Raw genomic sequence first — 12,969 nt, forward strand, 5'->3', positions numbered from 1 at the left:
CCATGAAACGTGGTGACCTCGTCGCAGAGTTCAATCTCCCCGACCAGACCGGGACGAACCGCAGCCTTTCCGAACTGCTGGCCGACGGGCCGATCGTGCTGTTCTTCTACCCCGCGGCCATGACGCCGGGCTGCACCATGGAGGCCTGCCACTTCCGCGACCTGGCGGCCGAGTTCGCCGCCGTCGGTGCCTCCCGGGTCGGGATCAGCATGGACGCGGTCGAGAAGCAGGACAAATTCGCCGAGAAGCACAGCTTCGACTACCCGCTGCTGTCGGACACCTCCGGCGCGGTGGCCGAGGCGTTCGGTGTGAAACGTGGCCTGCTCGGCAAGCTGATGCCCGTCAAGCGGACCACGTTCGTCATCGACACCGACCGCAGAGTGCTCGAGGTCATCGCGAGCGAGATCTCCATGGACTCCCACGCCGACAAGGCGCTCGAGGTGCTCAGAGCGCGTTAGCCGCCCGGATCACCGCCGCCAGTGACGCGGTGAGCACCGAGTCACTGCGGCCGCACGACCAGCCGCCGCGGTGTTCGAGGTAGGTGACCGCGGTGGCGCCGATCGACTGCTGGGTGAGGCTCAGAACCTCGACGGGCCGGTCCACGTCGGCCAGCGCCTGCGTCAGCGCCTCGACGGGCCCGACACCGCGATGGGTACTGGTGCGCGCAATCCCATTGACGGTCACCGTGATCTCGGTGGTGTCGTCGCTGCTGACGTGCCAGTCCTTCAGCTCGACCGGGCCGCCGCAACCCAGGTAGGTCGCCTCGAACAGGTCGTACAGCTCGGTGGCGGTCACCTCGGCGCCGCTGCCGTCGGCGTGGGCCTGCACGTGCCGGGCGAAGTCGATCTGCAGCCGGCGCGGCAGGTCCAGTCCGTAACCGGTGTGCAGCAGATAGGCGATACCGCCCTTACCGGACTGTGAATTCACCCGGATGACCGCGTCGTAGCTGCGGCCGATGTCGGCCGGATCGATCGGCAGATACGGTACCCGCCAATCGATTTCGTGTTGGTCGCGGTTCTCGGCCGCCGCCCGGGCCCGGTGTTCGGCCAGCCCTTTCTTGATGGCGTCCTGGTGGGTGCCCGAGAACGCTGTGTGCACCAGGTCGCCCACGTACGGATGGCGTTCGTGGATCGGCATCCGCGTGCAGTGCGACACCGTGCGGGCGATCGCATCGATGTCGGAGAAGTCGATCATCGGGTCGACGCCCTGCGCATACAGATTCAGGGCCAGGGTGGCGATGTCGACGTTGCCGGTGCGCTCACCGTTGCCGAACACACAGCCCTCGACGCGTTGCGCCCCGGCCAGGACTGCCAATTCGGCGCAGGCCACGCCGGTCCCCCGGTCATTGTGCGGGTGCACCGACAGGATCACCGCATCGCGCCGGGCCAGATTCCGGTGCATGTACTCGATCTGGTCGGCGTATACGTTCGGCGTCGCAACCTCAACGGTGGCAGGAAGATTCAGGATCACCGGCCGGCTCTCGGTGGCGTCCCACAGCTGCGTCACGGCGTCGCAGATCTCCAGCACGTAATCGGGTTCGGTCAGGTTGAACACCTCGGGCGAGAACTGGAACCGGATGTTCGGCATACCCTCGGTCAAGGTGAGCACGTCGAGCGCGCCGTGCAGGATCAGACTGCGCAGCTCGTCGCGGTCCTTGCCCAGCACGGTGTTTCGCCACGTGGGCGCGGTCGCGGTGTACATGTGGATGACGACGTCGTTGCGCATGCCCCGCACCGATTCGACGGTGCGCTCGATCAGGTCGCGGCGGGCCGGGGTGAACACCGCGATGGTGACATCCGGTGGCGCGATGTCGGTTTCGGCCAACAGCCGCACGAAGTCGAAATCGGTCTGGGACGCCGAGGGGTAGCCGACCTCGATCTCCTTGTAGCCGATGGCGACAAGCTGTTCGAAGAATCGGCGTTTGCGATCGGGGTCCATCGGCTCGGCCAGGGCCTGGTTGCCGTCGCGCAGGTCGACGGGCACCCACAGCGGCGCGGCAGCGATTCGGTTACTGGGCCAATCCCGTTGGACCACAGGGATGTCCACCCGATCGAAGACATCGGTGTAACGGTGCCACGGCATGGTTGACGGTTGTTGACGGTTCCAGGAGGTGCTCATGAGTGGTCTGCTCTCGGTCAGGTTTGGAGGTGACCGGTCGCGACAGAGCCCCACGGCAGGGGGCCGGTCGTTTCAGACCCCGCCGCGGCAGCCAAGGAGAAGCACGCGCGTCATGATGGTTAGACTATACACAACTCCTCAGACAAGTAGAGAGGTTCTATGGTTTCGCAGGTATCGCGTCAGCCCCTGGCGGCGCAAGCCGCCCAGCTCCTACTGACGCGCATCAAAGACGGTGAATGGCCACTGGGACAACGCCTTCCCGGCGAAACCACGCTGGCCGCCCAGCTCGGCGTCGGCCGTTCCACCCTGCGTGAGGCCATCCGCGAACTGGCCGGGAAGGGCGTCCTCGACAGCCGTCAGGGCGCCGGCGTCTTCGTCACCGCCCTCGATGCCACCGACGACTGGGACACCGTGCTGCGCAGCGCGAACGTCGCCTCGGTGATCGAGGCCCGCATCGCCATCGAGGCCGAGGGCGCCGCCCTCGCCGCAACCCGGCGCACACCGGCCGATCTGCGCGCCATCCGTCGCACCCTCGCCGCCCGCGGCGTCACCGGCCAGTCGGTCCCCGAACATGTGGATGCGGACATGGCCTTTCACCGGGCCGTGATCGCCGCCGCCCACAATGACGTGCTGACCCAACTGTTCGACGCATTCCTGCCCCGGCTGCGGCTGGCCATGATCGACATGCTGAGAATCCGCCCGATCGCGTCAGAACCGTGCGACCACGCGCTGCATCAGCAACTCGCAGACGCCATCGTCGCGCGCGATCCCGACGCCGCGGCCGCCGCGAGCCGCACCCACCTGAGCGCTTTGAAGGAGTCCTTCACATGACCCCGGTCCTCGAAATCGACAACGTGACCTTCCGCCGCGAAGGCAAGCAGATCATCGACGGCATCTCGCTGACGGTGCGCGAGGGCGAGCACTGGGCGCTGCTCGGCCCCAACGGCGCGGGCAAGAGCACGCTGCTCGGCTTCTGCGGCGCGGTCACGTTCCCGACGTCGGGCACCGTGCGGGTGCTGGGCGCACAGATGGGCCGCACCGACCTGGCGCCACTGCGCCGGTCGATCGGCCACGTCAATCCGCGGCACCGGTTGCAGTATCCGTTGACCGTGCGGGAGGTGGTGCTGACCGGTGTCACCGGAACCATCGACATCGCGGCCCGGTGGACACCCACCGGCGAGGACATCGCGCGCGCGGACGAATTGATCGGCACCGTGGGACTGACCCACCGGGCCGACGCCGTGTGGCCGACGCTGTCGCAGGGCGAGCGCGGGCGAACCCTCATCGCCCGCGCCCTGATCGCCGAGCCACGACTGCTACTGCTCGACGAACCCACCACGGGCCTGGACGTGGCCGCCCGCGAGCTGCTGCTGGAAACCCTTGACGCGCTGGAGCATTCACACCCCGAGATGGCGTCGATTCTCGTGACACACCACCTCGAGGAGCTGCCGACGTCCACGTCCCACGCGCTGCTGATCGGCGACGGCCGGACGGTCGCCGTGGGGCCGGCTACCGAGACCGTAACGACCGATCATGTGACAGAGGCCTTCTCGCACCCCATCGAGGTCGGCTATAGCCAAGGACGGTGGTCCGCCCGGGCGAAGGCCGGCCGAATCGACCTGTGACGCAACGGGTTGAGTCAGCATGACTGCCGGCGCTGGACCTCAGATACGCGTGCATCAGAGCAGTGATACCGACTACCGCCGCATCGTCATGCACACTCAGCCCGGCACCGAGCCAATCGCCGACGGACGTCAACCGAACAATCCTTGACCGGCCGCCCTTTCGCATGGCCGGTTAGACGAACAGTGCTAACGACACGGTTCCCGCTACGCCTTCCCATCGAGGGTGGTCTTGATTCGCGGCACCACCGATTCGAGGGGTTCGTTTGTTTCGAACACTACGACCGCCGTTCGGCTCTCGGATGTACGGCTCACCAGTGCCAGCGTTGTAGTCATCGCCTCGGAAAAATCGCGCTGCGGTGTCGTAGATTCTGCGCGCAGCCACCGCCGCAACACGTGGTTGTGGGCGGTGACGACCGCGGTCGCCAGGAGCTCGGCACGCAATGCCGCGTTTGGCTCACCGTCGAGATGTGCTGTCAGGTGGCGGGTGAATAGGCGGGTATACCGTCCTATGCTTGCCATTTCGCGATCGCGTAGCGCAGAAACGGTACTGGTCAGGCGAAACCTAGCTTGCGCCAGCTCGCCCTCCTTCACGTAGTAGTCGAAGACCACCCCTGCGGCGTCCACTACGGCGGCCAGCGCGGAGCTTCTCGCGGCCGTTTTCAGCCGAAGCTCGACCTGAGCCAGAAGCGCGTCATGGTCGGGGAATATCAGACCTTCCTTCGAACCGAACAACCGGAAGAGCGTCGTGCGCCCCACGTCTGCCCTTTGTGCGATTTGGTCGACGGTAACCGCGTCATACCCCCTCTCCTCAAACAATGCGATTGCCGCATCCACCAGTCGTTCTCGAGCGGTTTCTCCCCGCATTCAGCTTCCCCTTTACGCCAAGACTGTACTTAGTACCATTTTTACGGTACTAAGTACCACCATGGACAACGACGCCCTCCAATGTGACCAGATGTACGCCCTTACCGACGAACAACGCGAGATTCGTCGCGCCGCGCGAGCAGTGTGCGAGGCGAAGATTGCGCCATTTGCCGCAGATGTCGACGAGCAGGCCAGATACCCTCGCGAAGCTGCCGAAGCGCTACTGGCCACCGACTTCTTCGCCCCTCACGTTCCAGAACAGTTCGGCGGCGCGGGTGCGGACGCGTTAGCTACCTGCATCGTCATCGAAGAGGTGGCACGGGTATGCGCGTCCTCCTCGTTGATCCCGGTGGTGAACAAGTTGGGTTCGATGCCGTTGATCCTGGCGGGTTCGGATGAGCTGCAGAGCCGCTATCTTCCACAACTAGCCGCCGGCAAGGGCTTTTCCTACTGCCTCTCGGAGCCAGACGCGGGTTCCGACGCGCTTGGCATGACCACCCGAGCGGTCCAGGAGGGGCAATTCTGGATCCTCAACGGCGTCAAACGCTGGATCAGCAATGCCGGAGTCTCCGACTTCTACACCGTGCTCGCTGTTACCGATCCCGCCAAGCGCGGCAGCGGCATCAGCGCGTTCGTGGTCGAGAAGGATGATCCCGGTGTGTCTTTCGGCACGCCAGAACGCAAGTTGGGCGTCAAAGGCTCACCGACATCAGAGGTCTATCTCGACAACGTGAGGATCCCTGCCGATCGAATGATCGGCGATATCGGGACCGGCTTCAGAACCGCCATGAGAACGCTTGACCACACCCGGATCACAATCGCAGCTCAAGCGGTCGGGATCGCCCAAGGCGCGCTGGATCACGCACTGGCCTACGCGAAGCAACGTACCCAGTTCGGCAAATCCATCGCAGAGTTCCAGGGAATGCAATTCAAACTCGCCGAGATGGGCATGAAGGTCGAGGCCGCTCGGCAACTGACCTACGCCGCCGCTGGGCGGTCGGAACGCTCCGATGACGACCTCTCCTTCTTCGGAGCGGCCGCAAAATGCTTCGCCTCGGACGTCGCAATGGAGGTGACCGTGGAAGCGGTGCAGGTGCTGGGAGGCTATGGCTACACCAAAGACTTCCCGCTCGAAAGAATGATGCGCGACGCCAAGATCACGCAGATCTATGAGGGTACAAACGAAGTTCAACGCATCGTCATGGCCCGCCAATTGCTCGCACTCGCCTGAGGACCAGCGGGCTGAGTGGGCCCTACCAGACCCACTCAGCAACTGCCGCAACACACTCGGCAGCGACACTCAGGGGCCGTCGATTCTCGCGGCGAAAGAATCAAATTTAGTGCCGCAAAATTGAATTCGGGACCGGCCCAGGCTGCGAACTTCGACTGACGCACTATGGCATCACGCACGCAACAGAGAAGGTTGTCGTGGGGCGAAAAGCACTTCAACGAAGCGATTTTCACCAATGAAGGCGAGCGCCGCCTGCCGGACAAGTGCTGTCTTCTCGACACCCGGCGCTACGATGACGGCGCCCGTGGTCTGATCGACACCGGCATTATCACAAAGTCAGACACCGCGTCGATGGTCACGCTCTCCGGGGTCGTAGCGCTTGACCGCAGCCACGTATGCCTCGGAGGTGGTGCGCCAGCCCGTAGAGGGACAATTCGGAGAATCCGCAGTCGCCGAGGGCCCAACCCATCCGAGCATTGGATGCGCCAGGCGACTGCTCGAAGTGCTCAAGAAGTCGCCTCCACCGAACCGCCGCCTACGTATAGCCTCAGTACTTTCCGCAATTGCCGGTACGCATGTAGCAAGCGAATACTCGCGGCATGGACGTGACCAGCACCGGCACTAAGTGCCGCAGCCCCGGCATCGCGATCGGCACAATGCTCGGTGAGTTGCCCACTGGTTTGCTCAATCTCGCCGTCGCGCCGCGCGATCCAAACCAGCGCATCACCTCGGCCGCGCTGTGGGAATCCCCGAATCCATCACCGGCAGCACCCGACACCATAGTGTTTGCTGTCGGCGTCGAGCCGCATCGGATGACGACCCTGATGACGACGTGCGGTGGAGCGCTAGTCGTGTCGGCGGCGGACCCATGGCTGCGCCGGCAGGCCGAGGCCGCCGGACTCGCACTGTTTGTACTCGGCCCGGGCGTCACCGCCGATCGGGCCGTGGCGGTGCTGCGCGGCGCGCTGGCGGCGGCCGGCGATCAACCGGCGCCCCATCCGTGGGACGGCAGCAGTGACCTGCTCGCGTTGGCCGACAGCGCGGCGCTGACGCTGGGCGTCCAGGCAGATGTGACCGATCACCGCTTGCGGCTGCTGGCATTCTCTTCGCTGGACGACGAGACCGAGGTACGCGATCCGCTGCGGGTCGACACCATCCTGGGCCGCCGGATTCCCGATAGGGTAAGCAGCTGGTTGCGAGATAGCGGTCAGTTCACTGGGTTGGCCCAGGCCGCGCACCCGGTTCGGATCGCGCCACCCGGGCACCTGCCGAGGTGGGTGCTGCCGCTGCGCACCGGCCCAGAAATCATCGGGTACCTCTGGCTCTTGCCACCATCGGGAGCGCTGGACCCGGCGGTCGCGCACGACGCGGTCGATATCGCCCAGGTGCTGACAGCACGCCTGACTCGCGCGGCCCTTACTGACAACCAGCGGCAGGCTTCTGATCTGCTGCGCGGGGTGCTGGACGGCAGGGTTACACCCGAGACACTGACGTCCGCTTGGGCACCCAGAACTTCGCTGCGGCTGATCGGATTTCGGTCGCGCGATAATGCTCCGATGCGGCACGTCGACAGCTGTCATCTGGAATCACTCGTCGCGATGCGATTCCAAGCGAACGACTGCGCTCCGATCGTCGCCACCGTCGGCGCCACCGTGTACGCACTGCTCGACACTGCGCCGATCGATACCGCACATCTGCGGTCACTGACCGACGACATCGTCGCTCGTGCAGCCCGCCAGCTCGGCTCCAAACTGGTCGCGGTCATTGGTGGGGTACGACCCAGCCTTACGGAATTATCCAGCGCGGGTGCCGAAGTCGACCGGGCGCTACGAGTCCAAAGCTGCGGCACCGGTGCCGATGTCGTCGCGCTCGAAGACATCAGCACCCAGTGCGTATTGCACGAGCTGGCCGAACTGACCGAGCAGCGCCCCCATCTGCTGGCTGGGTGCCTCGATGTGCTTTCCGAATCGGACCGCACCAAGAACACGGCATATTTGGAGACGCTGCAGGCCTACTTCGACGCCAATTGCGACCTGGCCGACGCAGCGAGCGCGATGTACCTACACCGCAACACCATTCGCTATCGCCTGCAACGTATCCATGACATCTGCAACCTGGATCTGGAGGACCCAGTGGACCGCCTGGTGACCGAGATACAATTGCGGCTCTTGAGGATTCGCAGGGTTGTTGCTTAGCCGGGCCAAAGAGCACAACTCGCTAGCTCACACTCGTACCGTTGAAACCCGCCGGCGTGCTCCCGCTTCCAACTGCGCCTCGACTGGAGCGATTCTTGTCAATCACCAGCGGTCAAGTCGTGGGTCTCGACAGCTGGGTGGGCGCAATTACACCGTATCCACAGACCTTTAGCCTGAGCCTCGTCCAAAACTCCGTCACGGACGACGCCGACCAGGACGGTCAATGCATCCACGTCGGCGCTCGTGAATTCCGCAGCGCCGTCTAAACATTCGCCAAACTTTGAGCGCGCCAGTATTGACGCGCTCGATACATCGGAATACCGACAGCATCGATGACCTGTCGACTGGTAGCTATGGCGACTACCCAGTACCACGTCTAGATCATTCAAGGGTTCAGGCACGGAGGTGCCCTGACCATCGACCACAACTGCTCAGCACCGTATCCGCGCTCTTCGTTGTGGCCCAGACATAGAAACGGCGAATACGCATCACACAACACCTAGCGCCTATTTGATAGCGATCTCGGTGAATAACATGACCGGATAAGCGTCGATCTTTCACCGTGCCGTGATTCCCGGTGTGCCACTAATACTCCCATGGTCGCTATTTGCTGGCGCGGATGGCTTCGAAGACGCTGGGGTCGACGAGGGTGGAGGTGTCCCCGAGATCGCGGCCCTCGGCGACATCGCGCAGCAGCCGGCGCATGATCTTGCCGCTACGCGTCTTGGGCAGCTCGGGCACGACGTGGATTTCCCGCGGCTTGGCGATGGGGGAGATCTCGGTCGCGACCTGGGCCCGCAGTTCTTCGACGATGTTCTCCGAGCCGCCGTGCGCGGAGGCCTTGAGGATGACGAAAGCGCAGATGGCCTGCCCGGTGGTGGCGTCGGTGGCGCCGACGACGGCGGCCTCGGCCACCCCGGAGTGCCCGACGAGCGCGGACTCGACCTCGGCGGTGGAGATGCGATGCCCGGAGATGTTCATGACGTCGTCGATACGGCCCAGGACCCAGATGTTGCCGTCGGCGTCGTAGCGGGCGCCGTCACCGGCGAAGTACCAGCCCTGCTCGGCGAAGCGGGACCAGTAGGTGTCCTTGAAGCGTTCGTCGTCGCCCCAGATGCCGCGCAGCATCGACGGCCACGGCTTGTCGAGCACGAGGTAGCCGGTGACGTGTTCTTCCTCGTCTGCGCCGGGGACCAGTTCGTTGCCGTCGTCGTCGACGATCTTGGCGCTGATGCCGGGCAGTGGGGTCATGGCCGAGCCGGGCTTGGCGGCGGTGACGCCGGGCAGCGGGGAGATCATGATGGCGCCGGTCTCGGTCTGCCACCAGGTGTCCACGATGGGCGTGGTGCCCGCGCCGATGTGTTCGCGGTACCAGCGCCAGGCCTCGGGGTTGATGGGCTCGCCGACCGAGCCGAGCACCCGCAGGCTCGACAGGTCGTGTGCCGCGGGGATCTGGTGGCCCAGCTTCATGAACGTGCGGATCAGCGTCGGCGCCGTGTAATAGATGGTGACACCGTACTTTTCGATGATGTCGAAGTGCCGGTGCTCATTCGGTGAGGTCGGGGTGCCTTCGTAGACGACCTGCGTGACGCCGTTGGACAGCGGCCCGTAGACGATGTAGGTGTGCCCGGTGACCCAGCCGATGTCGGCGGTGCACCAGTAGACGTCGTCGGCCTTGATGTCGAAGACGTTGTGGTGGCTGTAGGACGCCTGCGTCAGGTAACCGCCACTCGTGTGCACGATGCCCTTGGGCTTGCCGGTGGTGCCGGAGGTGTACAGCAGGAAGAGCGGCTGCTCGGCGTCGAACGCCTCGGGGGTGTGCTCGGTGGACTGTGAGTCGACGATCTCGTGCCACCAGACGTCGCGGCCCTGCGTCCAGTCGACGTCGATGCCGGTGCGCTTGACCACCAGCACGTGCTGCACCGACGGCTGGCCTGCGACGGCCTCGTCGACCGCAGACTTGAGCGAGGCCGCCGCACCGCGGCGGTACTGCCCGTCGGTGGTGATGACGAGCTTGGCCTGGGCGTCCTCGACGCGGGCGGCCAGCGCGGTGGCCGAGAAGCCGGCGAACACGACCGAGTGCATGACACCCAGACGCGCGCAGGCCAGCATCGCCACGATGGCCTCGGGCACCATCGGCATGTAGATGGCGACGCGGTCGCCCGCGGTCAGGCCCATCGCGGTCAGCGCATTGGCCGCGCGGGAGACGTCGTCCTTGAGCTGGGCGTAGGTGATGTCGCGGGCGTCACCGACCGGCTCGCCTTCCCAGTGGATCGCGACGCGGTCCCCGCCCCCGGCCTCCACATGGCGGTCGACGCAGTTGTAGGCGACGTTGAGCTTGCCGTCGCCGAACCACTTGGCGAACGGCGCGTTCGACCAGTCCAGGACCTCGGTGAACGGGGTCGCCCACGACAACCGCTCGCCCTGGCGGCGCCAGAAATCCAGGCGGTCGGCGTCGGCCTCTTGATACAGCGCGGCAGTGGCGTTGGCCTGCGCGGCGAACACCGGATCCGGCTGAAAACTTTCGCTCTTTGCCGTAACCGCTTCAGCCACTTACGCTCCTTCTCTGCATCGAAATGTGGCACTCCCGTTGCATGGAACCGTGCCAGTCAATCTGGACATTGTTCTGGGGCTTCGAATCTGCTGCGAGTGCTGCACCCCGCGACGAAGAGATCTCGAGTACGGTCCGATATCGGAGTCCACCATCAAAGCGGCGATTCGCGCATGAGAGATCAACAGTTCGTACAAGTTCCGACACCGACGCTGGACAGCGTCCTCCCAGCACTCCGATTCAGCCTCATCGACGGTAAGTGCCCCGATGTGGTGCTCAACAACAGCACGGAAAAGCTTGTCTCGGCTGCCAACCTGCCTACGTAAGGTACGGGTCGACATCTTGAGGTCACTCGCCAATTTGCGGTCGGTCAGCGCTGAAACACCGCGTGCATCGCTGATCACGAGCGCACAGGCGCATATGGATTCAGTGCTCTTCCTGGCGCGCTCAGCCGGGTTTTCCTGGCATCCGTCGCACACTCGGTTCGGAAGGATGTCGCCGCGGGTCCTGGTCCGTTGTGAGCGTCCCTCACACTTGGACATGTTCGCGCTATACCGGTGGATAGGCCGGCGGCGGGTAGGCACCGCGTAGAGCCCAAGGCAACCAGCTGATGAAGTACTCGATCTCATCGCTGGCGTCGTAATCCGGAGCCACATCCATGACGCGCCACCTCACTTTGATTGCCATAACCTGGACGATTTCTTTGCGATCCACCTGCCTCGGCGGCACTGCCATGCCCAGCTCTCATAAAGGCAGGTGCCCGGCAGCAAGAGACCGGTCGGCAAGGGTGAATCCGTCAGAACCACTGTCGTTTGTCCAGTTTCCGACCGCCATGAGGTCGCCACTATGGTGTGGGCAAGACATGCGCGTTGGGACGGAAATCATTGCCTTATCTAATGATTCGACACAATGTCGATGTGCGCACGAACCCGACCTGTGTCGTCTATCCAGCCCCGGCTACTGGCGAAGTCCACCATTGCGGCGAGCTGATGCTTCCACTCATCGTCCTGCTCGCGCCCTGCTAGTGCGGCCAGTGTGCCAGGTGCTACCCACGCATGTTCGGGAACGTCGACCGTGACCTTGAATCCACTGAAATCATCCGGCTCAAGTAACTGAACTGCCGGCGGTACCTGTGCCAGGTCGATACGTAAGTACATAGCGCGCTCCTCAGCTGAAGGTGGTAGTCGAATAGTTGTCACGCATCACGCAGACCCGCGAACTTACTGCGGAAGAACAACAACGGCGGGCGGGCGGTGTCGACCGAGATACTCTGCAGGGTCAGCAAAATCAGCTGGTGATCGCCTGCGCTGATCGGCTCGCCCGCTGTGGAGTGAAACCATCCGGCGGCGTTGTCGATGACGATCGCGCCGGAATCGGTAACCGTGTAGTCGACGGTCGCGAACCGACTGCTGGCGTCATCCGCGGCCAACCGCCTGCCGCAGTCGCCCTGATGTTCGGCGAGGATGCTGGCACCGATCACGGCGGCCCTGCTCAGTACAGGCCAGGTGACGGATTCGTTTCGAATGGACACGACAACCAGCGGCGGGTCCAACGAAACATTCGTGAATGAGCTGACTGCCATGCCCACAGGTGCTCCATCCACCATCGCTGCGAGGGCGAGCACGCCGCTGGGCATCCCGCCATAGAACGCCCGTAGCGCTCGGGCGTCTGGAGTCGCCGTGCTGATGAGGTCGGCATTGTTGGTCATCAATCCGTGCTTTCATCGGTCCGCGTGGCACTTTGCCAGACTCCGATTCTGCGACCAGCCGATGCGGATGTAATCAGTAGAAGTACGGACCGGTCTACGGATTGTCACTCGATTGGCAGGAGCTGGATATCTCAAATACGGATGCAATCCGCAATTGGTCGGATTCGCCCCGACCTCGTTCGTGACTTCTCCGCGAGAAAGTCGCGCACACGCCGACAGCTGGGGATGCCACCACCCTCTGGGTCGACCGCGCGACCCTCACACCGCTGGGCGTCCCGGCCCACTGCTCTGTTCGGCACCGCATGGGCAGCGTGTCGGGGCACAAACCTGACCCAAGATCTGGCGATCTCTGAAACGCTGGACCGTTCCGGGGACTTTACCGTGTGGGCGTCACATCGCATGGCGGAAACGTCGTCCACTATGTTTGGCACCGAGGAATGGAACTGAGTGCGGCTTGCCCGGTGTGGCCCACCAGTGAATTTCGAGCGGCATCGGTGACCGAGCTGGGAGTTGGGCTCAGATCTCAAGACAGTCGCGACCAGCGCACTGCGAGACTGCGATCTCTAGTCCTGGCTGCCCCGGATTCGCGGCCGGCGCCGTCTAGGCCGGCCTCACACAGTCAAGATGCCGGCAGCGCTGGCCACCGCGCAGATGAGCTCGACTCCGAAGCGATCGCT

10 protein-coding genes and 1 pseudogene are annotated in these 12,969 nt (G+C 64.1%); 5 read left to right on the forward strand and 6 right to left on the reverse strand.

Translation table 11 applies throughout. The annotated features are described in order from the left end of the window. Positions 1–2 precede the first annotated feature (2 nt). A complete protein-coding gene (locus tag ACZ5IQ_RS17850) occupies positions 3–458 on the forward strand; it encodes a peroxiredoxin (protein WP_064859553.1) in 456 nt (151 codons plus the stop codon). Here ACZ5IQ_RS17850 and ACZ5IQ_RS17855 read toward each other — a convergent pair. Further along, a complete protein-coding gene (locus tag ACZ5IQ_RS17855; protein WP_371824556.1) occupies positions 445–2,118 on the reverse strand; it encodes a 2-isopropylmalate synthase in 1,674 nt (557 codons plus the stop codon). The genes ACZ5IQ_RS17850 and ACZ5IQ_RS17855 overlap by 14 nt on opposite strands. A 159-nt stretch (positions 2,119–2,277) precedes the next feature. On the opposite strand from ACZ5IQ_RS17855, the gene ACZ5IQ_RS17860 reads away from it, so the two are divergent. Further along, positions 2,278–2,949, forward strand: a complete 672-nt coding sequence (locus ACZ5IQ_RS17860) for a FadR/GntR family transcriptional regulator (RefSeq protein WP_212813982.1) — start codon at positions 2,278–2,280, stop codon at positions 2,947–2,949. After that, positions 2,946–3,743 carry an ABC transporter ATP-binding protein gene (locus ACZ5IQ_RS17865; RefSeq protein ID WP_406776214.1) on the forward strand — a complete coding sequence of 266 codons (798 nt, stop codon included), beginning with the start codon at positions 2,946–2,948 and terminating at the stop codon, positions 3,741–3,743. Before ACZ5IQ_RS17860 ends, ACZ5IQ_RS17865 begins: the two co-directional genes overlap by 4 nt. A 204-nt stretch (positions 3,744–3,947) precedes the next feature. On the opposite strand, the gene ACZ5IQ_RS17870 is transcribed toward ACZ5IQ_RS17865, so the two are convergent. Beyond that, positions 3,948–4,607: a TetR/AcrR family transcriptional regulator gene (locus tag ACZ5IQ_RS17870; protein ID WP_406776215.1), complete on the reverse strand. Its 660-nt coding sequence runs from the start codon at positions 4,605–4,607 to the stop codon at positions 3,948–3,950. A gap of 61 nt (positions 4,608–4,668) precedes the next feature. Here ACZ5IQ_RS17870 and ACZ5IQ_RS17875 point away from each other — a divergent pair, with 61 nt between their 5' ends. Both ACZ5IQ_RS17875 and ACZ5IQ_RS17880 read left to right on the forward strand, forming a co-directional pair. After that, positions 4,669–5,838 carry an acyl-CoA dehydrogenase family protein gene (locus ACZ5IQ_RS17875; RefSeq protein ID WP_406804778.1) on the forward strand — a complete coding sequence of 390 codons (1,170 nt, stop codon included), beginning with the start codon at positions 4,669–4,671 and terminating at the stop codon, positions 5,836–5,838. Between the two features lie 599 nt (positions 5,839–6,437). Continuing rightward, on the forward strand, positions 6,438–8,033 hold the full coding sequence (locus ACZ5IQ_RS17880; RefSeq protein ID WP_406776236.1) for a PucR family transcriptional regulator: 1,596 nt from the start codon (positions 6,438–6,440) through the stop codon (positions 8,031–8,033). Positions 8,034–8,636: 603 nt separating this feature from the next. Here the strand turns inward: ACZ5IQ_RS17880 and acs are convergent. The 4 genes and pseudogenes from acs to ACZ5IQ_RS17900 all read right to left on the reverse strand — a co-directional run bounded on the left by acs (position 8,637) and on the right by ACZ5IQ_RS17900 (position 12,292). Then, entirely contained in the window at positions 8,637–10,586 is a 1,950-nt protein-coding gene (gene acs / locus ACZ5IQ_RS17885; protein WP_406776237.1) for an acetate--CoA ligase, read from the reverse strand. A 547-nt stretch (positions 10,587–11,133) separates the two neighbouring features. Next, positions 11,134–11,244 (reverse strand): annotated as a pseudogene (locus ACZ5IQ_RS17890) (CAP domain-containing protein); the annotation flags it as partial. Between the two features lie 233 nt (positions 11,245–11,477). Beyond that, positions 11,478–11,741, reverse strand: coding sequence for a hypothetical protein (locus ACZ5IQ_RS17895; RefSeq protein WP_406776238.1), 264 nt, complete (start codon positions 11,739–11,741; stop codon positions 11,478–11,480). Positions 11,742–11,779: 38 nt separating this feature from the next. Next, positions 11,780–12,292 (reverse strand): flavin reductase family protein, encoded by a 513-nt coding sequence (locus ACZ5IQ_RS17900; RefSeq protein ID WP_406776239.1) that lies wholly within the window; start codon positions 12,290–12,292, stop codon positions 11,780–11,782. Positions 12,293–12,969: the final 677 nt, after the last annotated feature.

The sequence above is a fragment of the Mycobacterium toneyamaense genome (assembly GCF_055384815.1).

Coding starts and splice junctions, on each gene's coding strand:
- ACZ5IQ_RS17850 (WP_064859553.1), top strand. CDS start 3: ATGAAACGTGGTGACCTCGTCGCAGAGTTCAATCTCCCCGACCAGACC.
- ACZ5IQ_RS17855 (WP_371824556.1), bottom strand. CDS start 2,118: ATGAGCACCTCCTGGAACCGTCAACAACCGTCAACCATGCCGTGGCAC.
- ACZ5IQ_RS17860 (WP_212813982.1), top strand. CDS start 2,278: ATGGTTTCGCAGGTATCGCGTCAGCCCCTGGCGGCGCAAGCCGCCCAG.
- ACZ5IQ_RS17865 (WP_406776214.1), top strand. CDS start 2,946: ATGACCCCGGTCCTCGAAATCGACAACGTGACCTTCCGCCGCGAAGGC.
- ACZ5IQ_RS17870 (WP_406776215.1), bottom strand. CDS start 4,607: ATGCGGGGAGAAACCGCTCGAGAACGACTGGTGGATGCGGCAATCGCA.
- ACZ5IQ_RS17875 (WP_406804778.1), top strand. CDS start 4,669: ATGGACAACGACGCCCTCCAATGTGACCAGATGTACGCCCTTACCGAC.
- ACZ5IQ_RS17880 (WP_406776236.1), top strand. CDS start 6,438: ATGGACGTGACCAGCACCGGCACTAAGTGCCGCAGCCCCGGCATCGCG.
- ACZ5IQ_RS17895 (WP_406776238.1), bottom strand. CDS start 11,741: ATGTACTTACGTATCGACCTGGCACAGGTACCGCCGGCAGTTCAGTTA.
- ACZ5IQ_RS17900 (WP_406776239.1), bottom strand. CDS start 12,292: ATGACCAACAATGCCGACCTCATCAGCACGGCGACTCCAGACGCCCGA.